Annotated in this window: 11 protein-coding genes and 2 pseudogenes; 6 read left to right on the top strand and 7 right to left on the bottom strand. The window is 64.7% G+C overall.

Annotation, left to right across the window (positions count from 1 at the left end; translation table 11 throughout):
- Positions 1–164 precede the first annotated feature (164 nt).
- Both LK533_RS10410 and LK533_RS10405 read right to left on the bottom strand, forming a co-directional pair.
- Positions 165–1397: a glycoside hydrolase family 27 protein gene (locus tag LK533_RS10410; protein WP_229362767.1), complete on the bottom strand. Its 1233-nt coding sequence runs from the start codon at positions 1395–1397 to the stop codon at positions 165–167.
- Positions 1398–1487: 90 nt separating this feature from the next.
- Positions 1488–2546, bottom strand: coding sequence for a cellulase family glycosylhydrolase (locus LK533_RS10405; protein WP_229362766.1), 1059 nt, complete (start codon positions 2544–2546; stop codon positions 1488–1490).
- Between the two features lie 489 nt (positions 2547–3035).
- Between LK533_RS10405 and LK533_RS10400 the strand changes: the two are divergent.
- Positions 3036–3250, top strand: a pseudogene (locus LK533_RS10400) (IS6 family transposase); the annotation flags it as partial.
- 145 nt (positions 3251–3395) lie between these two features.
- Here the strand turns inward: LK533_RS10400 and LK533_RS10395 are convergent.
- From LK533_RS10395 to LK533_RS10385, 3 genes are all read right to left on the bottom strand, one after another.
- Complete coding sequence (locus LK533_RS10395; RefSeq protein ID WP_229362764.1) at positions 3396–6290, bottom strand: TonB-dependent receptor domain-containing protein; 2895 nt, start codon at positions 6288–6290, stop codon at positions 3396–3398.
- 96 nt (positions 6291–6386) lie between these two features.
- Entirely contained in the window at positions 6387–7895 is a 1509-nt protein-coding gene (locus tag LK533_RS10390) for a DUF5597 domain-containing protein (RefSeq protein WP_229362762.1), read from the bottom strand.
- A gap of 71 nt (positions 7896–7966) precedes the next feature.
- Positions 7967–9742, bottom strand: a complete 1776-nt coding sequence (locus tag LK533_RS10385; protein WP_229362761.1) for a DUF885 family protein — start codon at positions 9740–9742, stop codon at positions 7967–7969.
- 149 nt (positions 9743–9891) lie between these two features.
- On the opposite strand from LK533_RS10385, the pseudogene LK533_RS18050 reads away from it, so the two are divergent.
- Positions 9892–10290 (top strand): annotated as a pseudogene (locus tag LK533_RS18050) (IS6 family transposase); the annotation flags it as partial.
- A gap of 232 nt (positions 10291–10522) precedes the next feature.
- Here the strand turns inward: LK533_RS18050 and LK533_RS10375 are convergent.
- Together LK533_RS10375 and LK533_RS10370 are read right to left on the bottom strand one after the other, a co-directional pair.
- A complete protein-coding gene (locus LK533_RS10375) occupies positions 10523–12061 on the bottom strand; it encodes a M81 family metallopeptidase (protein WP_229362759.1) in 1539 nt (512 codons plus the stop codon).
- A gap of 64 nt (positions 12062–12125) precedes the next feature.
- Complete coding sequence (locus LK533_RS10370; RefSeq protein WP_229362758.1) at positions 12126–14531, bottom strand: TonB-dependent receptor; 2406 nt, start codon at positions 14529–14531, stop codon at positions 12126–12128.
- Positions 14532–15261: 730 nt separating this feature from the next.
- Here LK533_RS10370 and LK533_RS10365 point away from each other — a divergent pair.
- The 4 genes from LK533_RS10365 to LK533_RS10350 all read left to right on the top strand — a co-directional run bounded on the left by LK533_RS10365 (position 15262) and on the right by LK533_RS10350 (position 24142).
- Entirely contained in the window at positions 15262–18228 is a 2967-nt protein-coding gene (locus tag LK533_RS10365) for a TonB-dependent receptor (RefSeq protein WP_229362756.1), read from the top strand.
- Between the two features lie 143 nt (positions 18229–18371).
- On the top strand, positions 18372–19571 hold the full coding sequence (locus LK533_RS10360; protein ID WP_229362754.1) for an alkaline phosphatase: 1200 nt from the start codon (positions 18372–18374) through the stop codon (positions 19569–19571).
- A 250-nt stretch (positions 19572–19821) separates the two neighbouring features.
- Entirely contained in the window at positions 19822–22530 is a 2709-nt protein-coding gene (locus tag LK533_RS10355; protein WP_229362753.1) for a TonB-dependent receptor, read from the top strand.
- A 49-nt stretch (positions 22531–22579) separates the two neighbouring features.
- Positions 22580–24142: a sulfatase gene (locus LK533_RS10350; RefSeq protein WP_229362752.1), complete on the top strand. Its 1563-nt coding sequence runs from the start codon at positions 22580–22582 to the stop codon at positions 24140–24142.
- The last annotated feature ends 11 nt before the right edge of the window (positions 24143–24153 follow it).

The following is a 24153-nucleotide window of genomic DNA, read 5'->3' as shown; positions in this document are numbered from 1 at the left end:
GCACACTTGCAGCCTGCTCCGCCTCCGCACTGCCCGGTCCGGGGTTCGGATTCCGTCCACCCGCCGCGATATGGCATCCGCGGCGGCTGCGGACGCGGCGAACGACGGCGCGACCGGCCGGCAGAGCGCAACTGCGACGCCGACCCGCGGCAGACGACGATCGATCACGGCGTCAGCCGAACCATGACGACACCGTGCGGCGCCACCTCCGCCTCATAGCTTCCCGCGCGACGGCCGAGGTCCTTGTGCGCCCACAGGTCGCGCACCTGCATCCGGACCTTGCGCGGCAGGCTGAGCGCGGCCCAGTCGGCCGCGATCCGCGCCGGCGCCTCGCCCCGGTTCCACAGCAGCACCGCGCGGCCTCCGTCGGCCATGGGTTTCGCCCAGACTTCCAGATCGCCATTGCGCACGACGCGGTGGCCCTGCACGCCTAGCGCATCCTGGTCGACCGCGATCACGTCGCGATTGAGCAGGATGTCCCGCGTTGCCGACGACATGGCTGCGACGTCATTGCCGGCGATGAGGGGGGACGCCATCATTGCCCAAAGCGAGAAGTGCGCCCGATACTCCACGTCGCTCAGACCGCCGTTGCCGACCTCCAGCATGTCGGGGTCATTCCAGTGGCCAGGCCCCGCATAGGGCCACAGCGGCTCGTTCATGTCCACGATCGAGGACACACCCCAGCTGTAATTGTACTTGCCCTTCCACTTGTCGGTGATGTCGCCGGTAGTGCGCCACATGTTGCCGATCTTCGACGCCCACAGCCACGGCTTCGAATTGCCCCATTCGCACATGGAGAACAGGATCGGCCGGCCGCTGGCTCTGAGCGCGTCGGACATCAGCGCGTAGGCCTCCTCGGCATTGCGGACGCCCGTCGAGCACCAGTCGTATTTGAGGTAATCGACGCCCCAGCGCGCATATTGAACCGCGTCCTGATACTCATGGCCTTGGCTGCCAGGACGGCCACCGCAGGTCTTGGTACCGGCATCCGAATAGATGCCGAACTTCAGTCCCTTGGCATGGACATAGTCGCCCAGCGCCTTCAGGCCGGACGGAAAGCGCGTCTTGTCTTCGGTGATGAACCCATTGACGTCGCGCGGCCCATGCCAGCAGTCATCGATAACGACATACTGGTAACCGGCTTGCTTCATGCCGTTCGACGCGATCGCGTCCGCTGTCGCGCGGATGGTCTGTTCGTTGACGTTGCACGCGAACTTGTTCCAGCTGTTCCAGCCCATTGGCGGCGTCTGCGCCAGACCGTTGGCGGTGCGTTTCGGGTCCTTGGACGGGGCCAGCGTGTTGGGATCGGTGTCCAGCACCTCCTGCGCCAGCACGGGCCTGGCGGTGAGGAGCAGCAGAGCCAATCCGGCGACTTTAGTCAGCGTGTTCTTGAACAAGCAGAACTTCCTTTGTCTGGGAGTGCGCAGCCGCGAGCAATGCGGACCTGGATACTGGAACTTGTACAGACGCCGGTGCGCGGTCCTGCGTTACGCCCGGGATTTCCTGGCGGGACGTTCTGGCCGTACGCAGTTTGCGCCTGCGTTGGGGATCGAACACGGCCGGCGCGACGTATTGCGGACGCTGGCCGGATCGGAGATCATCAGCGCCTCCCCGGCTTCGGACTTCCACCGGCCGAACCGGCCGCCGTCGGTGACGTCGTAGCGTTTCTCCGCGCGGCAGTCGCCGTTCGGGACCATGCCCCAGGACCAGGTCAGCCAGCCGATCTCGGCGCGCTGCAACTCGCCCATCGCCCAGCGGTAGGGCGATGCCTTGCAGTCCCAACCGGCTGACGTGGGACCCTCGCCGAGCAGGAACGGGATGTTGTCGCGCGTAACGCGCGCGACGATCGCCCGGTAGGGCGCCCGACGCTCCTCCTCCGTACCGACCCAGTAGCTGTGCGCAGAAACCATCACCGCGCGGGCCGGGTCCGACGCGTTCAACGGCGCCCAGCTGTCGAGCAGCATCGCATATTCCTTGCCCCAGTCGGATCCGTCGACGATCAGCGGCACGTCGATGCCCGCCGCGCGGATGCGCGCGATCGCGTCGCGGTATCCGGCCACGAAGTCGGCGGCCGGGACCGTGGCGCCGGCCTCGTTCGCGATGTTGACCAGCACCCAGCGCCGGTGGCGGCGGACCACGGCCGCAATGTCGGGGCGCGTCCAATAGGCCACGCAGTCGTCCAGTTTCTCCCACTTGCCCGTTGCCGCGTGGCATTCTGCAATCGGGATCATGCCGTTGGCGACCGCATGGCCCAGGATCGCGTCCAGACTGGCCGCCGGGTAATCGAGCGCCGTCATGATGCGGACAGCGTTCGCGCCGGTCCGGGCTATCTCGGGCATGGTGCGGGCGCCCGTCGGATCGGGCGAGTGGGCGAACATCTCGTTTACGCCGCGCAGCACCACTCGCTCGCCCGCGGCGGTGTACAGGAAGCGGCCGCGCACCGTCATGGTGCCGGACGAGTTGGCCGCAGACGAAAACGTCGGAGCAACCGCCGCGACGATCGATACGAGGAGGACAAGGCGCCGGGTTAGTGAACGCAGCATCATGGTCGACAAGTTTATCACATGCCGATGCGAGGCAAACAACCTCGGAACTGCCATTTCGCAGAAGTTGCGGCCATGCGTCAGGGATCCGAATGCCACGGTCCGGTGGACCCAGCCTGCCGCGTTACCCTGCCGCGGTCAGGCCGTGCATGGAACGACAGGTTTCGTTGGGCGAAGACGTTGGCGTCGCCTGGTTGAACCATCGTGTTCGGCCCGTCCGGGCGATCGACATGTGACGTCTGGTACGCTCGCCGCCGGGTCCATGAGTCCACTCCATCGCCAAAGCGGCTGTTTCAGGATCGGCGTCGCGACCTCCCGCGCTCGCCTGTTGATGACGCTGTAGTTCACCGCCGTCCGACATTCCGAACCGTCGCCGGCAAGCGCGTCCTCTGACGCCTGGATGGCGAGGTGGACGGCATGGACGCGGTGATTCTCGAGGTGGCACTGTCAAACCAACGTGGTAGGCGGCGCATGGGCTGGTATCGACGCGTGATGCCCCCCAGATCACGAGCGCTGCCGCCTGGCCCGTTTCGCCGCTTCAACTCGTCGCCTGAGGTGATCCGGCTGGTGGCGCTGATGTATGTGCGCTTCCGCTGAGCTTGCGGAACGTGGAGGACCTGCTGTTCGAGCGCGGCATCGACATCTGTCATGAGACGGTGCGGATGTGGTGGAACAGATATCCCGATCTGCGCAGGCGATTACCAGCCGGATGAAGTATATGGGTGAGAGCCGATGACCTGGGACAAAGGCATCGGCCACCATGCGCGATCTCTCAGCTTCCGATTGCAGCTCCACTCTCAACGTCGCCGCTCCCCTCGAGCTGAGGAGCGGCGAGAACTTTGCGCGAACTAGTTAGAAGCGAGCAGAGAGCCGAGCGTAGCCGAATTGGTCGGGCATGTCGTATGTAGTAGGATCGAACCCGCCGCAGCTCAGGCAATCCGGCGCCTGTTTGCCAAACAGGTTGTTGACGCCCAGCGTAAGGGTAAAGCGACGATCCCACATGCCGGGTGTCCAGCCGACTTGTACATCAGTGTAGAAGGTGTTGCCCATGACATGATCGTCATAGCCTGGTTCGGTTACCTTGCTGATGAACCGGCCGGTCACAGCCGCCTGGAAGGTTTCACTCGACCAATCGAGCACGACATTGCCCTTGTAGCGCGGATAGGCTTGCGATCCACGCTCCAGCCCCTTCTCGCTGACTGTGACCGAGCCCTCCGCAGTCGGGAGTGTGGTCGAATATTCGAGCAGGAAGTTGCTGGACCAATTCAAGCCGAATGTACCGCCGAGCACGTCCGGGCTGCGGTAGGAGAGGATGATGTCGATCCCCTCGCTCTTGAGCGAAGCGATGTTCTGCAGGACGCCATTGATCTGCGTGATGGCACCCGAAGCAGTGCGCGGGATCGCCGCGCAGGACACCGCGTCGGCACGTCCGGTGCAGTTCGCAAGGAGCACTGCCGCGTCAATCGAAGCGATCGCATTGTCCACCGTGATCGTATAATAGTCCGCTTCCAGACTGAGCGAACGCGCCCACCCGGCGTTGCTTGCCCATGACGGGCTGTACACGCCGCCAAGAACCCAGCTTTCCGAGGTTTCCGGCTGAAGATCGCGATTGCCGCCGGTCAGAATGCCGATTTGGCCGTTCGCCTGGACATAGCTGCCGTTCGCAGGGACGCCTTGGGCGATGCAGTTTGTGATCACCGTCTGGGATACGCCCGAGTTCAGGAAATCAGAACAGGGATCCTGGACGCCGCCATCGAAGCGCGAAGGGGCGCCGAAGAGTTCGCCGATACTGGGAGCTCGAAAGCCCTGTGCCCAGGTCCCGCGCAGGCGCAGGTCTTCGATCGGCTTCCAACTGAGCCCGCCCTTCAACGTGGTCTTGTCGCCACTAGTCGAATAGCTCGAGTAGCGCGCTGCGAAAGACCCTTCCAGCAGCGAGAAGAATGGTACGTTTCTGAGGATCGGCAGGTTCAGTTCGCCGTACACCTCATGAACGTCGAACGATCCTTGCGATGGCTGGGCAGGGATATCGGAGCCCAGTCCGGCTGCAACGATGGGATCGGGATCGAATGAGCCAGCATTGCGCCGATATTCATAGCCGATCGCGGTTCCGATCGGACCGCCAGGTAGCTCGAACAGGTTGCCTGATACGTTGACTGTCACATCGGCCATGGACTGCTCCGACCGGTCACGCTGCACGAAGGTGACGTAATCGATCATCGCCTGTGTGATCGAGCCTTCGCCGCCGAAGATGTTGAACGGCACGCATGCGCCGGTGCAGTCCGCGACGGGCCCTAGCGCTTGGGCAAGGCGCCCGGCATGGACGTTGCGGTTCATCGACTGCTTGGCGTGGTTCTCGGCGTAGATCGCTGTCGTGTCCCAGTACCAGGTGCCATTGCCGATCTTGAACTCGCCGTCAAAGCCACCGCTCAGGTACAGCGTGTCGACGCTTTGCGAGAAATGTCGCGGCCCGACTTCCAGGAAACGGCGGGCGATGTAGGTGTAGTTCGCGGGCGTTCCGTTGGCGCCCGCGCTCAGTGTCACGCCGAACGGATTATACGGGTTCGTGGCGTCAATCGAGATGGTGTCGAGCAGGTTGCCATTGCCTGCGTCCGGGCCGACGAACAAGGGAATGGGTGCCGCCTGATTGTTTGAAGTCCGGCGATTCAGGATGAATTTGGCGCTGAAGTTTACGTCCTCGCCCAATTTCTGCCGGAAGTTGAGGAAGGCGCCATATCGCTCATAAGGGGTGACAAGGTAATTTGCCGGCCTGAAGTTGTAGCGATCGGCGTCGGTGAATTCCTTGAAATCGCTGGTCGCGCCTGTGGGATTGAGGAAGTCGAACGCAGGCCGTCCGGCTACAGGCGCCTTCAGCGTCAAGTTGAGCGCTTCGCCGGTCAGCGGGTTCGTGAGGATGAATCGCCCGTTGGCACTGCCGGAGCTGCAATTGCTGTCGCATGCAGTCTGGCCCGGGGTCGGGAACGCGTAGTGCGCACGGTCGCCCGCGAAGACACTTCCCTGCTTTATGTAGCTGCCGCCGACCACGATCGACGTGCCGGTGGCGTCGTTCTCGGTGCCCCAGCTAAGCTGATAGTTCTGTGTGACGCCGTCGCCTTCGTCAAATGCACCCAGTTGGGCACTGGCCAGAAAGCCGTCCTGGCGTTTCTTGGTGATGATGTTGACGACGCCGGCGATTGCGTCGGAGCCATAGGTAGTGGAGGCGCCATCGCGTAGCACTTCTACTCTCTCGATCATCGCTTCCGGGATGGCGTTGAGGTCAACTGCGCCGGGAATGCCGCTCGCTGCGCTGCCGTTGATGAAGCGAAGACCATCGACCAGCACCAGCGTACGACGGCTGCTGAGATAGCGCAGGTCGATCTCGGCCGAGCCCGCGCCCACGCCGCCGCCATCCGGCGGGTTGCCGTTGTTGCCGGACCGGTTGAAGCGCGAGTTGAGCCCGCCCGCACTGCCGGGCAGGCGCTGCAACACGTCGGCGATCGAGGAAAGGCCGGTGCGATCAATGTCCGCACGATCGACACCGGTGACCGGTGCGCTCTGGTCGAGCGGGTTCCGACGGATGCGCGACCCCGTGACGACGATTCCCTCGCCTTCTCCGCTGGCGGCTTCGTCGGTCTCCGGCGAGGACTGCGCCTGTGCTTCGACAGCAGTTCCGCCCGCCAGCGCCAAAGCCAGCACGCCCGTCCCCGCCATGAGACGAAGGTAAGACACGGTGCTTCGTTGTCCGGTCATGAACATTCCCCCTTGTTTGTTGCGTTCTCCCTGTTCTTCCTGTGGTTGCTCCTGCCTTTTCGGCAGTGTTTATGCTTTGACGGATGAAGCCTTGCGTCAGTAGGACCCGAGATCAACGCGGATCATGCCGGACCGATCTCGGAAATTGATACCGTAGTCGGTCTCGTCTCCGTTCAGCCACCGCTTCCCGAGCCATTCACCATCCCGGTATTCGCCCTCCTCGACACGCATCAGCTGGCCGTGCCGACCATCGGTTGCGACGCGCTCAAGCTCCACACGCGCGTCGATACCGGTGACGAGCAGGCTGCTGTCTGAGAGCCGGATGATCATCGCGCGGCCCGATTGCGCCGCGGAGTTGGCGAGAATGGCCGGTGTGTCGCCCCAGGCGGGTGGGCCGAAAGCGATGTTCGCGCGCCAGCCGTTACCCAGCTCAAGCTGCTGCTTGGCGCGTCCGGGCTCCTCGACTGCAGCAAAGAGCCGCCCGTCCAGCGCCGCTTGGCCGATCAAGGCACGGATGGGATCAAGCGCGGCGAAATTCGCGCGGTGCGCGGCAACTGCGGCATCTTGTTCGGGCGAAGCTGGATTATCGATCCCAAACACGGAAAAGCCAATGCCACCGCGTGCGAGCACATAGTACAGGAACGGAGCGGTCCTGGGATTGAACCCGGTTTCGGAGACCCAGGACGGATTGTCGTGCCGGGCATACTGATCGAGTACCTTACGATACTCACCGGCATCCTCAGTATAGATATCGGTCCCGATGAAATCTACCGAGGGGCTGGCCCCCCGCCAGAGATCGAGCATCGTCCATACGGCGCCGCCGCTCGGATAGTCGATGCCCGGATACTTCTTGTCTTTGTAGCGAAGCCACATGTTCGCATAGATCGGCAGCGGATAGACGGCCTTGCCGGCTGCGGCGACTGCGTCGATGTAGCGGGCGGTGGCATAGGCGGCGAACGCTTCGTCCGCGTTCGGCCCGAACGCCGCGCGCCACGTGCCCGGATTGCGGCCCGTGCGCGCGAGCACCGGTTCCGGAACCGGGCCCGCGAACTCGGCCTGGGCGGCGGGCCCGAAATCACGGACCGATCCAATCGAGCCGGGTTCGTTCTCCACTTGCACCATGATCACCGTATGCTTCGTGCCATCCACTTTCTTGAGGTGGGCGAGAAGCGTGGCGAATGCCCGCTTGTCCGCGGCGAGCGTCGCAGGCGCATGGGGAGACAGGACATCGATCGGCTCGCCACGAGCGTCGATCATCCGCGGGTAGGTTGCGGGATCCGCCTTCATCCAGCCCGGAACGTAATGCATCTGGCCGTTCTTCCAGGTGCCGAACCACAGCAGTGCAAGCCGCTTGCCGGTCGCGCGTGCCTTTGCGATCAGAGCGTCTATATTGGTCGTATCGAACTTGCCTGGCTGGGGCTCGAACTGTTCCCAATAGATCGGCGCCTCGATCGTGTTGGGGGCCAGCGCCTCCGCCGCACTCCAAGCCTCGTCCAAGGTCGCTGGCCAGGCGCTGCTGTTGTGGAGCTGTGCAGCGAGGATGAAAAATGGCTTGCCATCGACCGTCAGTGCATGACGGCCATCCTTGGAAACGAAGCGCGGCATGTCCTGCGCCCCTGCCGGAGAGCCGAGGACCAGGATCAGCGCCGCCAGGCCAGGGGTAAGATGGCTGAACCTCAATTCGCTTCTCCGAGCATCTCCGCTTCAATCAACGCGACCGGGATCACACCGGCGTCGAGGAAGCGCGCGAACACATCGCGCATGTCGAGCCGTGTACCGTCGCGATCGGCACGTTCGGAAAGGCGCGCCACGAGATGGTCGAACTGCAGCTTGCCGATCACATAGCTGGTCCCGTAGCCGGGTTGACGCAGGTACAGCAGCTGCTCGAACCTCACGAGCGCGCTGTTGGCATCCGACCAGCCGCGGGGCGTCCAGCGCGCATGAAAGCGACCGGCTTGCGCGAGATCCCACGCGTTGGCTTGGACATGAAGGGAAGCAAGGCCACGCGCGGCACGATTTGCCAGCATGATATAGACGATTTCGCGTCCGCGCGGCACATCGTCATAGAGCCCTGCCTGCATCGCCAGCTCTTCGAGGGCTGTCGCAAAACCTTCGGCGCGGCCGTCATAGATATTCGACAGCGGCAAGGCGCGCCGGATCGGATCGGGGTGCGGCTGCTCGCGCATACGGGCAAGTTCGACCCAGTGATAGAAATGGGAGTAGAGCGGCATCGGATCGAGTGCGGTACCGTGGCCAAAGAAGTCGCGGTCGACAGGAGCCCTATAGGCGATCAGCCGCGCTTCGAGCGCCGAACGATACGCCGGCCGCTCCTCCATCAGTCTGGCGGAAATCAGGAAGTCGCCGAACCGCTGCAACCGCTGGCGCGACCACGCATGGTACGCCGCGGGATCCTGGAGCATCGGCAACTGGGGAAGATTGCGGTTGTGGAGTTCCTCCAACCGCAATCCGGCGATTGCCCGGTCGAGTTCGCGCTGAAGCAGCGTCCTCTGCTCCTCCCAGCTATAGGGAACGAGGTGGACGTTCCGGGCATACCAGTCATACTCGGTTTTCCCAATTCCCGACGGCCCGGATTTGGTGCGGGCTTCGTCCGCTACCCAAAGGCGAAACGCCTCGCTCGCTTTGCGCGCCGCTCGGACCGCATGGCGCAGTTCCGGTCCGGTGCCAGCAAGGGAAGCGACGGGTTCGCCTTCCAGCGTGCGCAGGCGCAGAGTGCCCGCCTCCAGTCGCGCAAGCGTCTCCACCTGTGCAGACAAGACCTGGTCGGAATAGCGCCATAGATCGCGAGCGTTGCCATCCCTAAGGTTGACGCGCGCCTGGTCGAGCAGCCTTGGTATTGCAGCAAGCTGTTGCGACAGGACTGCTGCATCTGCCTTGGACAAGGGGAATGTAAAGCGGAACAGGTCGATCGGCGGGGCGGTGCTACCCTCATGTTCGGGCACATCGCTCATTTCCGCCCAGACGTTGGCGTAGAAGCCGGGGTCGCGAGCCCATGGGCGCAGCACGCGCAGGTCAAAGTCGAGCCCGTTCATCTCGGCCTCGACGAGCCTCGCGTCGATGTGTGCTGCAGGCGCCCATTGCGACCGATCCAGCGCCTTGAACTTCGCGCGCATTCTGGTGAGCAGGACGCGCTTTCGCGCAAGCGCAGGCGCGGTGAAATCAGGTGTCCCGCTTGATGTCTCGGGAGCAGCAACTGCACGCCACTCCTGGAAGAAATTGGAAAGACCCGGGTCTGTGGCTTGCGAAACCGCTGGCGCCGAGATCGTCACTAGAGCAGCTATCGCTGGAGCTTGCCACATCGCCGCGAGACCTCTCGAGGAACAGTAACGCTGAGCGTATACTAAATACGGGGCGAGTAAAGCTCTATGCTGCAGTTGCGAACTTCTGACTAAGTTACTCTTTTTCCACAGCGTAACCTCTTGATCTTCTTTCAAGAGTCTCCAGCGGCCAACCGGGAGCGTGTAGAGATTCGCTTGATGATAACCTTCGATCCGCTGCGTAAGGAATGATTGGCTAAGGCCGTGGCGGGCGCTGTCAGACGAGATGCACCGGATAGTAAGTCGAAGACGGGTAGGGGGCGAGCATGCCTCGCTGCGCAAGCCCGCTAGCCCGTTTCGCTACGTCAACTCCTCGCCGGAGGTGATCGGGAGGTGGTGCTGATGTACGTGCGCTTCCCGCTTTCGCTGCGGAATGTGGAAGACCTGCTGTTCGAGCGTGGGCCGATATTTGCCATGAGACGGTGCGGTAGTGGTGGAACCGTTTCGGGCCGATGTTTGCAGGAGACATCCGCCGACAGCGGGTGAGCCGAATGCGGGGGTTCGGTCACTGGTGGTGGCACCTGGACGAGATGTACGTGAAGCTCAACCGTGAGATGGTCTACCTGTGGCGGGCGGTCGATCATAAGGGTGAACTGCTCGAGAGCTACGTTACGAATACGCGCGACAAAAGGGCTGCGCTCACCTTCATGAAGAAGGCGGTTCGCATCAAACTGACAGCCCCGCCACTTCGTTTGATTGTTTGCATATCTGGGTTCAGCAGGGTGGCGAAGCCGCGCAGTTCTGCGGTCTTCCACGCCCATGTGGTACGCGACGGAGACGGTGCCGCTCAAGATAGCCGTCCTGTGTGGCGGGTTGCAGTTCCCGCACAGGGAAGGCTGCCTCCCCCCCGACATCGAGAGGCGGCGCCTTGCGGCGGCCCGCCTCTCGCGCCTCGCGTCATGCTCGCTGGAACCGCGTCGATCGGTACGGCCGCGGCGCGTAGCGCAGATCCTGCACCCAGGGGAAGGTCGGCACCCGGTTGCGGTTCTCGATGTTCGGGATGTCCTGATTGATCGCGCCGGGCGACAGCGCCATCAGGTGCGGGTTGGCCAGCGGCTTCATGGTCGGGTGGAGATAGCCGCACTTCAGCACGACGATCTTGAAGTCGGTCGGCTCGAGCTTGAGCGACCGGAAGGCCTCCGCCGCGTGATAGTTGCGGCGGGTGGTGGCGAGCGTCATCGTGATCCCGTCGAAGGCAATCACCGCCTCGCGCTCGTCCGGATCGGTGGCGGGGGAGAGATACTGGACGGTGGCGTTGACGCGCACCGGCCTGCTCTCGACCGGATCGAGCGTCGCGCCGACCGACAGCGGGATGGTCTTGCCGACTCCCGCCGCATAGCAGGCGTCGGTCGCCGGCCGGTCGGTCATGCCGCCCAGCAGCACGTTCTTGACGCCCGCCTTCTGGATCGCCTGGAGGAAGATGGTCTGGTCGGCGTTGCCGCCGCCCCCGGGATTGTCGCCGGAGTCCGAGATCACCACCGGCTTGGTCGGCAGCGCCACCGCCTTGGCGATGCACTCTTCGATGCTGCCGGTCGGGCTGCCGAACTTGAACTCGCGCCGTGCGTCCCAGTAGCGTTGCGCGAGTTCGGCGGCGATGCGCGCCTGCGCTGCCGGGTCGATGCCGGTGACCACCACGGATGCCGCCGAGCGCGGCTCGTCCGCCCAGACATAGCCGACGAGTTGCGACACATCGAGCACGCCGGGCTGGCGGTTGTATTCGCTCAGATCCGCCCACAGCCGGCGGCCGGGGTCCCATTCGGTGCTGCTCTGCTCGCCGGCGAGCCCGACCGGGATCGTCGCCCAGACGATGCCGGGGCGGATGCCGTAGCGCAGGCAGTGGGTGAGCATGTCGGTCGCGCGCATCGTGTTCTCGACCCGATCGACGTGCGGCGCGGTGCGATAGGCGGTGATCGCGTCGAGGTTGTCGACGATGCGCTGGCTGATGTTGCCGTGCAGGTCGTAGCTCGCCGACAGCAGGCAGTCCGGGCCGACCACCGCACGCGTCGCGGCATACCAGTCGCCCTCGGCATCCTGCATCCCCTCGACGAACAGCGCGCCGTGCATGGGCAGATAGACGCCGTCGAGCGGCAGCAGCGCGCGCAGCCGCTGGAGATATTCGGCCTTGATCGCCTCATAGGCATCGCGCGCGATCGGCCCGCCGGAGCCTGCGTTGGCGACCAGCGTCGGCAGGAACGGCACGCTGTAGCGCTGCAGGAAGCTGAAGCGCTCGTCGTTGAGCACCGCGTCGCCGCGGAGGATGCGGATGTTCTCCATGCGCGCGCGGATGCGGCTGTAGGTGCTGCATTCGGAGGCGATGCCGCCGACCGCGATGCGCGGCTGGCGCTTGAACGGCGGGACGATCTGCGCCTGGGCGACGCTGGCCGATGCCGCCAGCGCGGCGACCGAGGAGGATTTCAGGAAACTACGACGCTGCATCGAATGGAAACTCCAGGAAAGGGCAGGGCGGCCCCGCCGCTTGGGCAGCAGCGGAGCCAGCCGGTCAGAAGGCGGCGCTGATCGAACCCATCACGCCGATGCCGCCGCCTATCAAGTAGGTCGGCGCCGAACCGGCGATGGTGGTGCCGTCCCGGCTGGCGGTCGGCAACGCGTTGGAGGTGACGCCCTGGATGCCGGAAAGATATTTCTTGTCGGTGAAGTTGGTGACGTTGAGCTGCAGCTGCGGCTTCCTGACGAATCCGATCGAGCCGAAGCGATAGCCGATGTTCGCGTTGCCGGTCGCGAAGCCGGGCAGCACCTCGTCGTTCATGAACGTCGAATATTGCTTGCTGATATAGGTCCCCTCGACCGAGGCGAAGAAGCTGCCGTTGTCGTAGCTGATGCCCCCCGACGTGACCCAGTCGGGGCTCAGCACCGCGCGCTTGCCTGCGGTGGGCAGCAGCATGCCGCGCACCGGGTAATCGTCCTTGGTCTCGGCATCGAGATACTGGCCTGACACATACGGGCTGAAGCCGTGCCACGGCACCAGGCCGATCTCCGCCTCGATGCCGCGCGCCGACTGGTCGCCCACATTGACCGCGAAGCCGACACTGGTGCCGTTGACGATCTGGCTGCCCTGCACCAGCCGGTCGGTGAGGTCGTAGTTGAACGCGGCGATGGTGAAGTGGACGAGGTCGCCGTGGTGGCGGAAGCCGATTTCCTGCCCGACCGAATATTCGGGCGTGTAGTTGCCCGACGGCGTGCTCGACGGGACGCCGGTCGCCGCATTGTAGATGTTGACGTAGGAAGACACCGCCGACGGCGCGCGGAACGCGGTGGTGATGTCGGCGAACACCTGGTTGCGGTCGTCGAAGCTGTAGCGGATCGACGCCTGCGGCAGCGGACGCTGGCTGAGACTCTCGGTGTGCATCGCGGTACCCGGCAGCGGGCTGCGGGAGACGCGATCGACCCAGACATATTTGAAGCCGACGTTGATCAGCAGCCGGTCGTCGTCGAGCTTGGTCGTCATGTCGGCGTAGACGCCGTGGACGTTCTGCTCGATGCGCGCGGCGAAGTTGCGGAACACCTCACCGCTGCTGGTCAGCACCGAGCCGCGGTCGCCATAGGGATCGACGACGTTGCCGTTGGCATCCGCAGCCTGGAAGGCGGCGCGTTCGTCGTGGACGAAATTAGAATACCAATATCCCAGCCGCAGCTGCGCCAGCCCGACGTTCCAGCGCAGATAGCTGTTCTGGCCATAGGTCTTCTGGTCGTAGCGGTCGACGTTCATGACCGTTGCCGGGTTGCCGATGGCGCCCGGCGCCTGCAGCGGACCCGCGAACTGGCTGCCGTAATAGGCGTTCGTCAGGTTGAGGTTGCTGGCCCCGTTGATGATGCCGTGGGTGTAGAGGAAATAGGGGGTCGTCACCAGGCTGAGGCGATCGCTCAGCGTGAAGCTGGAGGGGGCGCTGACGTAGAGGCTCTGGCGATCCGCCACGCGCAGGCCGTAATAATTGGCGTTGCCCGGCGTATAGCTCTCGTCGAAATTGAAGCCGCGGCCGAACTCGCGATACTGGGCGAGCGTCGGGTTGCGCGAGCGGTGCGACTTCTCCTCGTTATAGGTCGCGACCAGCGACACGGTGTCGCCGTTGGCGAATTCCTTGAGGAACTTGCTGTCGATGTGGTGCCGCTCGGTGCGGCCGGGCCCGCGCCAGCTGTCGTTGTAGGTGCGCGATCCCGAGACGAAGCCTCGGATGCCGCTGCCGCCGATCTCGCCGGTCTCGAGCCGCAGGAACTGGCGGTTGAGGTCATGGTTGCCAAAGCTGGCCGCGGCGAAGGCGCCGGGCGAGCGCGCCGGCGCGATCAGCTCCTCCTGAAGCAGCGCGCCGACCGAGTTGTACACCGGCGCGGTGATGTCGGTGGAGCCGCGGGTCAGGTTGATGAGGCCCAGGTTCTCGGTGTCCGCCCATTCGCTGGGAAATGCGCTGTACGACAGCTGGTCGCCGATCGGCATCCCTTCGAAGTTGAAGCCGAGCGAGGTCTGGCTGAGCCCGCGGATGGTGAGGTTGGGCGCGCTGCCGAACGGATCGCCGCTGCCCAGCACCACGCCCGGCAGGTTGCGGATCAGCGTGAAGACGTTGGTGGTGCCCGCCTGCCGATCGATATAGTCGCGGGTGATGGTGCTGCGCAGCTTGGTGCCGGTCTGCACCGACATGAGGCCGCCGCCCGGGGTGGTGTTGGTGACGCCGTTGGCCGAGGCGCTGCGCCCCGTCACCACGACCTCGCTGCCGCCCGCATCGGCGGTACCGTCGAAGCGCTGGTCGCTGCCGGCTTCGGCAGGTTCGGAGCTGCTCTGCTCGGTAGCCGGGCCAGCGTCGCTCGTCTGCGCAAGCGCTGGCGCCGCCGTTGCCCAGATGGTCGCGATCGCCGAAGCCTGAACCAGCCGGATCCCGTAGCGGGCGTTCAACATGGCCTTCCCCCTTGTACTCGGTGTCGATGTCCTTCCATTCTTCCTGCGGTTGGGCGGGCGACTTTGCGTCACCTCGATATTCTGCGAAGCTGGATCCGGAAGTTGCGGCGGCGGGCACTATCTTGCCCGCAACCCAGGCGAAACACGCGGGCACGGGGTTCTTGCCGACGGCCTTCGGGGGACCAGCAGATATTCGTTCGAATTGGTTCGGTGAATAGATCACCGATCGCGACATTCTACAATGCCAATGTCGCTCTATGATGCTTCGAACCGACCAACGCCGCATGGCCTGACGCGATCTCGCCTGTGTTTCGCCGACACGACGCACGGACGCTCAGATCCTTGCGCGCTAGGCGGCTGCGCTCGAAGCCGGAGGTGCATCCTGTAGGAAGCGCTTCTCTTCAGCCCAGAGCACCAAGCAGACGCCCGTGCGTTCGCACGGCCAGGGTCTCCGCGCGCATCCTACCGTGGCGGCTCGGGGACGATGCAGTCCGTCGCGAAATTCCTCAGCCGGCGCCGGTTGTCACAGAATCGTCAACCACAGCGACTAGCTGCGCGGAAGCAACGCGGATTCCGGGAACCATCAGATAAGAGCCCAAGGTGGCCAAAGACCAGATGCCCGGCTTGCCTGAGTGAAGACTTCCGCAGCGGAAATACTCGCGTGCGGTCTCACAGAACATGTTTGGTTTCTCGCTGACGATGGCTCGTCGGCAAAGGGGTTGTATTTGTCATGAAGCGGTTCGTGCGCCTGAAGCATTGCCTGTCCATCAACGTCGCCTTTGCGGCGCTTGCCGCCGCGGGCGCAATCGTGGGTGCGACGCCGGCACGGGCGCAGGCCGCCGGTGAGATCGGCGAGGGACGGGTAGCGGGCGTCGTTACCGGACCATCGGGGGATCTGCTGCGCGGCGCGCAGGTCCGCGTGGAAGGGCTGGACATCGTCGGCGTGACGGACACCGATGGCCGCTTCCTGTTGCAGCGCGTTCCTGCGGGGGATCAGCAGCTCACCGTCAGCTATGTCGGGTTCGAGACGAGCCGGCAGTCGGTGGCGGTGCGCTCCGGCGCCGCGACCGACCTGCGGGTCGTGCTTGCAGCCGCTGCGGAGGTGGGCGCCGACATCGTCGTCAGCGGCTCGCGTCCGATCGCGGAATCGGAAGCGGCGGCACTCCAGCTCAAGCGCGCCTCGACCTCGCTGGTGGACGTGATCGCAGCCGACAGCGCCGGCCGTTTCCCGGACCAGAACATCGCTGCCGCCGTCAGTCGCCTGCCGGGCGTGAGCGTCGGCCGCGACCAGGGGCAGGAACGCTATATCAGCCTGCGCGGCTCGCCTTCGACCTGGACGACCCTGTCGTTCGACGGGGTGAACGTGATCAGCCCCGAAGGCCGCGAGACCCGCTTCGACACCATCCCGTCCGGCATCGCCAGCCAGACCGTGGTGCGCAAGGCGGTGACGCCGGACATGCCGGGCGAGACGGTGGCCGGCAACATCAACATCATCACCCGCAGCCCGTTTGACTATTCGGGTTTCCGCATGGCGCTGGACGGCGGCTATGGCTTCAATGACCTTGGCCAGGGCGAGCAGTACAACGTCAGCGGCTTTGTCTCGGACCGGTTCGCCGACGATACCATCGGCATCCTGCTCGGCGCCTCACGCTACAAGCGCGACATGGTCACCGACAACTTCGAGACCGACTATGAGCTCGCCTCGGAGGACCGCGAGGAGGGCAGTGAGACGCGGATCTGGCGTTCCGAGACGCAGAACAAGCTGTACCGGCTGACTCGCAGCAACACCTCCTTTTCCGGGCGGCTGGAGTGGCGGCCGAGCGCGGCCAACCGCATCTTCCTGAACTCGGTTTTCACCGAGTTCCGCGACGACGAGCTGCGCAACGCCAATGTTTTCGACCTGGACCAGGACGCGGTGCGCACCGACAACACCACCGCAACCGACCGTACCGGCTATGCCGACATCCGCACGGGCAACACCCCGCTGCAGGGCACGCTCTATGGCTCGGAGATCCAGAGCACGCTGAACAGCAATTCGAACCGCCAGAGCATCTTCACCAACACGCTTGGCGGCGAGCATGACCTGGATACGTGGAAGGTCAACTGGCGCCTGAACTACACGCGGGCGGACGCGCGCAGCAAGCCGCCGTTCGGCTCGTCCTGGGCAAGCCCGAGCGACTTCACCGAGCGTCCGACCCTGGTGTACGACTTCACCAACCCGAACCTGTCGCGCGTGACGCTGTACGAGACGATCCGCAATCCCGACGGCAGCTACAGCCGGGGCGAGGCGCGGCCCTACATCTCGCCGACCGAGCTCGATTTCGTGTCAATGACGCGCACGCGCCAGCTGGACCGCACCAACGGCTATACCGCCAAGCTCGACATCGATCACAACCTGTCGCTGTTCGGCGCCGACACGGTGTTCCGTTTCGGTGGAGAGTATGACAAGCGCACCAAGACCTCGCGCCGCACCGTGCTCGAGGTCACGCCGGAGACGCTCGCAGCTGCCGGGCTCACGGCGCCGACCCAGGCGGACATCAGCATCGACACGCCGTACAAGGGCGAGCTGCCGCTGGGCTATGGCTTCAACTACTTCTCCAGCGCGCTCGGCTCGGCGCTGTTCGACCGCTATGTCGCCGCCGGCGCCGCCCAGGTTCAGGAGGACACCAGCGAGGAGAACGACTATCGCGTCAGCGAAGAGGTGGTCGCCGGCTATGCGATGGGCACCACCTATTTTGACTGGGGGAACATCGTCTACGGCGCGCGCGTCGAGCGGGTGAAGAACACGGGCTCGGCCCTGTCGCTCACCGACGAAGGCTATGTGCCGACGCGGGTCTCCAACGACTTCACCTCGGTCTACCCCAGCATCCATGTGAACTGGGACATCAACCACGACATGAAGCTGCGCCTGTCGGGCAACACCGGCGCGGCCCGGCCCGACTATGACCAGCTGCGCCCGAACTTCTCCTACGACGACACCGACCAGGTGATCTCCGGCGGCAATCCGGAGGCAAAGCCGGAGCGGGCCAAGGGCGTCGACCTCTATTTCGAATGGTATATGCCCTCACGCGGGTTTTTCTCTGCGGGCGCCTATTACAAGAAGCTCGACGACATCCTGTACGACGTGGAACTCACGCAGTTCGGATCCGACATCTTCAACTCGAACGGCATCGACCGGTCGACCTATGCGTATCAGACGATCGCCAATGGCGGCGGCGGGCATATCCAGGGGCTGGAGTTCGCCTTTTCGCAGCCACTCGAAGGGCTTGGCCGCAGCCTCGGGCTGCCGGACTGGGCGCTGGGCTTCGGCGTGCAGGCGAACCTGACGCTGAACGACTCCAAGGCAACGACCCCGGACGGCCGCACCACCGATCTGCCCGGCTCGTCGCCGCTGATCTACAATCTGTCGGGTTATTACGAGCGCTACGGCCTGTCCGCCCGCGTCAGCTACCAGTGGCAGAAGGCGTACCTGGACTCGATCGGCTCGGGCGACATCATCGGCGACACCTATTGGGCGGACGTCGCGCGACTTGACGTGTCGCTGCGCTATTCGATCAGCGAGCAGGTCCAGCTCTACGTCGATGCCAACAACCTCACCAACGAGCCGGGCATCCGGTACCAGGGAAGCACCGATAGGCAGATCGAGCATGAGGTGTTTGGTCGCCGCTATCTGGCTGGCGTGCGCCTGAACTTCTGACGGCAGGGCGGCGCGCGCGCACGGCGTAGTGCGCCACCCCCTCCGCACGGGCCAGCCACCCGCATCCATCTGGCGGCAGCGGGGGCGGACAGGCCGGTACCAGATCTTCCTGACATTTCCGAAAACGCTGAGGACGCTCTCTCATGGCCACCTTCCCTTCGATGAACCCGCAGCGCCCGATCGCCGCGCGTCGTGGACGCGCCGTGCGCGCAACGCTCGCCGGGCTGCTTGCCGGCCTGTTCGCCGCCGGGCCGGCGCAGGCGCAGGCGCAGGCGAACCAGCCGGTCCAGTCGCAGCAGGCGACGCCGCGCGCGCGCAATGTGATCCTGTTCCTGGGTGACGCCGGGGGCGTGTCGACGATCAGCGCGGCCGGCATCCTGGTGCACGACCGGCCGCAATCGCTGTTCATCCACTCGATGCCCGATGTCGGCCTGTCCGACACGTCCTCGCTCAACCGCTGGGTGACGGATTCCGGCGCCGGGATGACGGCGATCATGACCGGGCACAAGACGAACAATTCCATGGTATCCGCCGTCCCGAACGCCAGCGGCGGCGTGACGCCGGTCAAGTCGGTGCTCGAATATGCCGAACAGCGCGGGCTCTCGACCGGCGTCGTCACCAACATGAAGATCTGGGACGCGACGCCGGCGGCCACCTATGCCCATGTCGCTTCGCGCAAGACCAAGGAGGAGATCTTCCGCCAGATGCTGGCCCCGCGCTTCGGCAACGGCGTCGACATCCTGATCGGCAAGGGGCGCGCAGACGCGCAGGCCGTGTTCGCTGCGCGCCAGACCACGCCCGAAAAGGCCTTTGCCGCTGCAGGCTACCGCTTCGGCGAGGATCCGGCGATTGTCGCCGATGCGGGCCGTGCGGCGGTGCTGCGAGACACCGACTTTGCGCCCCTGCCGGCGGTGGAGGCGACGGTTCGCCAGCTCGCCCGCAATCCCAAGGGCTATTTTCTGATGGTCGAGTGGGACATGCACACCGACAAGCCCGAAGACGGTTTGCGGCATGTGGTGGAAATGGACGACATGATCCGCCGCATCCGCGCGGTAGCCGGTGAGGACACGCTGATCCTGTTCACCGCCGATCACAGCTTTGGCCTGCGCATGGGCGGCGGCAGTCGCGGTACCCCGCTGAAAGCGCAGTTCGAGGCGGAGGCCGCGAAGCCCGGGGTGACGATTGCTTCCAATTCCGTGATCAGCGTCGAGGACGGCCATACGGGCGAGGAAGTGATCGCCGCCGCGTCCGGCCCGGGCGCCGAGAAGGTGCGCGGCTTCTTCCCCAACACGCACCTGTTCGACATCATGATGTCCGCGTTCGGCTGGACGTCCGAGCGCTAAGCGCCATCCGCCGGCGGGTCCGCAACGATCCGCCGGCTGTACCTCGTGGGTTACGCCTCGCCCCGCAACAGGGCGGCTCGCCAGTCGACAACCGCAGGTGTCCGGCACGCAACCAAAGCTTTCTCGTTATTCCCACCGCTACAGTAGGAGAATAGAAGAAGACGCACGGTGGGGAGCGACGATGGCGGGTGAATGGACGTGGGTTTCCGGTGCTGTCGCATCGGCGCTGTTGGGGGTCCCTTGCGCAGCGATGGCGCAGACCGCGATCGAGGACCCGTCGTCCGGGGCCGACCAGCCGGTTGCCGCATCGCAGGGGAGCGACGCTCAGGACATCGTCGTGACCGGTATCCGCAGCGGCATCGAGCAGGCCGTGCGGATCAAGCGCGAGGCCGACAGCATCGTCGACGTGATCAGTGCCGAGGACATCGGCCGCTTCCCCGACGTCAACGTGGCGGAGTCGGTGCAGCGGATCACCGGCGTGCAGATCAACCGCACCCGTGGAGAGGGGCGCAGCGTCAACATCCGCGGGCTTCCCGACACGTTCACGCTCGTGACGCTCAACGGCCGTGCCGTGCCCAACGCGCTCAACGACCTGTTCGCGAGCGTCTCGCGCTCGTTCGACTTCTCCGCGCTGGCGCCGGAGTTCGTGCGCACGCTGGAGGTGTACAAGTCGCCCACGGCCGACCTCGAGGACGGGGGCCTGGCGGGAACCGTCAACATCCGGACGCCGCGCGCCCTGGATCTGGGAAAGCGCGTGCTGGCGCTGTCGGCGCAAGGCGAGCATGAGAGCAACTCCGGAAAGCTCTCGCCGCGCCTATCGGGATTGTTCGCCGATACCTTTCTCGACGGCAGGCTCGGCCTGACCCTGGGCGCATCCTACACCCAGCGTCGGCCGCAGACGCAGCAGATCGAAACCGGCTGGAACACCGTCACCGAGGCGCAGGGCGTGCCGCTTGGCGGCGGGAGCGACGACCTCAACGGCGATGGTGTCATCGAGCCGAACCGGCTCGTGCGCATCCCCGGGCTGATCATCCACGACATGTTCACCGAGAACAATCGTCGGCTGAGCGGCATCGCCTCCGTTCAGTTCCGGCCCAGCGACGCCGTCGAACTCTATGTCGACGGCTTCTACACCCGCGTCGACGTCGAGGCGGTGCGACAGGAGAATTGGCAGAATTTCGCCGGCGCGAGCGGGGTCCTCGTTTCGCGCACGGAAATGCTCGACGGCGTCGAGACTGCAACCGACTTCACGGTCAGCAACATCGACCTGCGTAACGGCGGCCGTTTCCAGGATCGCCGGGGCTACATCCGTTCGCTCGTGGGCGGCGGCAAGTTCGAGGCGGGCGGCTGGACCGTGGTGATCGAGGGTTCGGAGCAACGCTCGCGCCAGACCCGCGACACGCTCAATATCGCCGACAGCATCAACGGCACGGCGCGAGTGGTGGCACAGCCAGGCGATGCCATCCCGAGCATCACCTATCTCGATGGCTTCGACACCAGGAAGCTCGATCCCGATAACTTCCGACTGCTCAGCCTCAACGGCGAGTTGGATCGCCTAACCACCGATCGGCTGCGCGACATCAAGCTCGACGTGCGCCGGGACCTTGGTAAGCGGGGGCTGACCGCGCTGCGCGCCGGGGTCAAATACACCGATCGTGCCCTGTATTCGGACAACAAGACGCTGACGATCTCCGCTGCAGGTGTCTCGCAGCTCTATGGTGGATTGCCGCCCGGGCCGACCGCCGGATCGTTCAGTGCCGCCCCGTTCATGATCCCCATCCAATCTGGTGCCGGGGCGTTCCTTGGCAGCTACGACGGCGGCGGCGACTTCCCCACCCAGTGGCTGGGCTCGGACGCGCGCTCCTTCGTGGCGGGGCTGAGCGATGCGGAACTGATCGCGGCCGGGACCTACACCAACGATGCGACCGGCATCCTGGACGTGCACGAGAAGATCCTGGCCTTTTACGGCCGCGGTGATCTCTCCTTCGGCAGGCTCACCGGCAACCTCGGCCTGCGGGTCGTCCGCACCAACCAGACCACGGCTGGTGTAGCCCCCGACCTCAACGGCATCACCGTCGAGGTCGAAACCGGCAACACGACTCGTGTTCCAGCCGCCGAGCCGCTGCGGGTCGAGCGCAGCTATTGGGACTGGCTGCCGAGCCTCAACCTCAAGTTCGAAGCGACCGACCAGCTTCAGCTCCGCTTAGCGGCGTCGCGGACGATCTCGCGCCCCAATCTCGGCGACATCTCCCCCACAACCACCGCAAACGGCAATGCGCTGACGGTGACGCGCAACAACCCCTATCTGGATCCGTTCCGGTCGAACAACGTCGATGCGACGATCGAGTACTACTTCGGACAGGACTCGCTCGTCGGTGCCTCGCTCTTCTACAAGAACCTGGAAAGCCTGATCCGGCGGGAGACCAGCATCGTCTCGCTGCCGGTCTCGTACATTCGCACGACCGGCACGACCACGATCCAGACCGACTTCACGGTAAGCGATCTGGTCAACGGTTCGGGTGTCGATCTGAAAGGCGTCGAGCTCTATTTCCAGCAGGCGTTCACCTGGCTGCCCGCTCCGCTGGACGGCTTGGGCACGATCCTCAACTACACTTACATCGACAACAGCGACCCCAACCAGCTGACCGCCGCGTCGAAGCACAACTACAATCTGATCGGCTATTACGAGAAAGGGCCGATCGGCGCGCGCGTGTCATACTCATGGCGCAGCAGCTATCTGGCGGCGGCGGCCACCGCTCCTGCGATGGGACGCGTCAATCGGGCGTTCGGTACGCTGGACGCCAGCATCAGCCTCCAGGTCACGCCGCAAGCCTCTGTGGTGCTCGAGGCGGTGAACCTGCTCGATCGGGACGAGATCGTGGAATACACAACGGGTCTGCCGGCCAATTATCTCGACGCCGGACGCCGTGTGTTCGGGGGCGTGCGCCTCAACTTCTAACGACCAGCCTCGGCCGGCCAGAGCGCCGGCCCATCTGACGGAGACATGCATGGCTGACACAGTCGATCGGCGCGGCGTTCTGCTGGCCGGCAGCGGCGGCGCCTTCGGGCTTTATTCCTGGGCGGCGGGTGCTCAGGCCGCGAAGGGCACCGCCTCGCAAGACCTTCGGCTGGCGCGCCGCCCCGGCACCAAGCCCAAGAACATCCTGTTCGTGCTCACCGATGACCATCGGTTCGACGCCATGGGATTCATGAAGGCGCAGGCTTTTGGCGACACGCCGACGCTCGACCGGCTGGCCCGCGAGGGCGCGCACTTCCGCAACGCGTTCGTCACCACCGCGCTGTGCTCGCCCTCGCGCGCCTCGATCCTCACCGGACTCTACGCGCACCAGCACAAGGTGGTGGACAACAACCACCCGATCCCGCCCGGGCTGATCTTCTACCCACAATATCTGCAGCGCGCCGGCTATGACACCGCCTTCATCGGCAAGTGGCACATGGGTAACGAGGGCGACGCGCCGCAGCCCGGTTTCGACCATTGGGTGAGCTTCAAGGGTCAGGGCACCTATCTGCCGAGCGCCGACGGCCTCAACGTCGACGGCCGCAAGGTACCGCAGAAAGGCTATATCACCGACGAACTGACCGACTATGCGCTCGACTGGATCGGCAAGCGCGACCGCAACAAGCCCTGGATGATGCACCTCGCGCACAAGGCGGTGCATTCGGAGTTCATCCCTGCCGAGCGCCACAAGGGGCGCTATGACAAGGAGACGTTCCGCTACCCCGAGAACATGAAGCCCGGCATGCCTGGCCGGCCCATGTGGGTCGAGAACCAGCGCAACAGCTGGCATGGCGTCGATTATGCCTATCACGGCTCGCTCGACATCGCGGATTACTACAAGCGCTACATGGAGACGCTGCTCGCGGTCGACGAGGGCATCGCACGGATCATGGATCTGCTCGAGCAGCGCGGTGAACTCGACGACACGCTGATCGTCTACATGGGCGACAACGGCTTCATGTTTGGCGAGCATGGCCTCATCGACAAGCGTGCAGCCTATGAGGAGTCGATGCGGGTGCCGTTGCTGATGCGCTGCCCCTCGTTGTTTGCGCCCGGCAGCACGATTGAGCAGGTGGTGGCGAACATCGACATCGCACCGACGCTGCTGGCGGCGGCCGGATTGCAGGCGCCCTCCTACATGGCGGGATCCGACATGCAGCCGCTGGCGCGCGACCCTGCGGCTCCGTGGCGCGCTGAGCTGCTCTACGAATATTATTGGGAGCGCAACTTCCCCCAGACGCCGACTGTCCACGCGCTGCGCGAGGATCGATACAAGTACATGCACTTCCACGGCATCTGGGACCTGGACGAGCTCTACGATCTCGCCGCAGACCCGCAGGAGAACAACAATCTGCTCGCCCAGCCTGGACATGAGGATCTGGCGGAATGGCTCAGCGGCAGGCTGTTCGACATCCTGGAAAAGACGCAAGGGATGCAGATCCCGTTGAGCGCCGATGCGGGCTTTCGTGCCGACCTGCGAAGTCCGGCTGGAGGCAGACAGGGCAGCTTCCCCGCTTCCTTTTACCGGCCGCCCGCTCCACGGCGGACCTAGCTGCCGGTCGA

Origin of the sequence: Sphingomonas sp. PL-96 (assembly GCF_020707215.1) — a bacterium.
Taxonomy (GTDB): Bacteria; Pseudomonadota; Alphaproteobacteria; order Sphingomonadales; family Sphingomonadaceae; genus Sphingomonas.
This window is presented reverse-complemented; position numbering and strand designations above follow the sequence as displayed.

Coding starts and splice junctions, on each gene's coding strand:
- LK533_RS10395 (WP_229362764.1), bottom strand. CDS start 6,290: ATGACCGGACAACGAAGCACCGTGTCTTACCTTCGTCTCATGGCGGGG.
- LK533_RS10375 (WP_229362759.1), bottom strand. CDS start 12,061: ATGCAGCGTCGTAGTTTCCTGAAATCCTCCTCGGTCGCCGCGCTGGCG.
- LK533_RS10390 (WP_229362762.1), bottom strand. CDS start 7,895: ATGCCGCGCTTCGTTTCCAAGGATGGCCGTCATGCACTGACGGTCGAT.
- LK533_RS10405 (WP_229362766.1), bottom strand. CDS start 2,546: ATGATGCTGCGTTCACTAACCCGGCGCCTTGTCCTCCTCGTATCGATC.
- LK533_RS10365 (WP_229362756.1), top strand. CDS start 15,262: ATGAAGCGGTTCGTGCGCCTGAAGCATTGCCTGTCCATCAACGTCGCC.
- LK533_RS10370 (WP_229362758.1), bottom strand. CDS start 14,531: ATGTTGAACGCCCGCTACGGGATCCGGCTGGTTCAGGCTTCGGCGATC.
- LK533_RS10360 (WP_229362754.1), top strand. CDS start 18,372: ATGGCCACCTTCCCTTCGATGAACCCGCAGCGCCCGATCGCCGCGCGT.
- LK533_RS10355 (WP_229362753.1), top strand. CDS start 19,822: ATGGCGCAGACCGCGATCGAGGACCCGTCGTCCGGGGCCGACCAGCCG.
- LK533_RS10350 (WP_229362752.1), top strand. CDS start 22,580: ATGGCTGACACAGTCGATCGGCGCGGCGTTCTGCTGGCCGGCAGCGGC.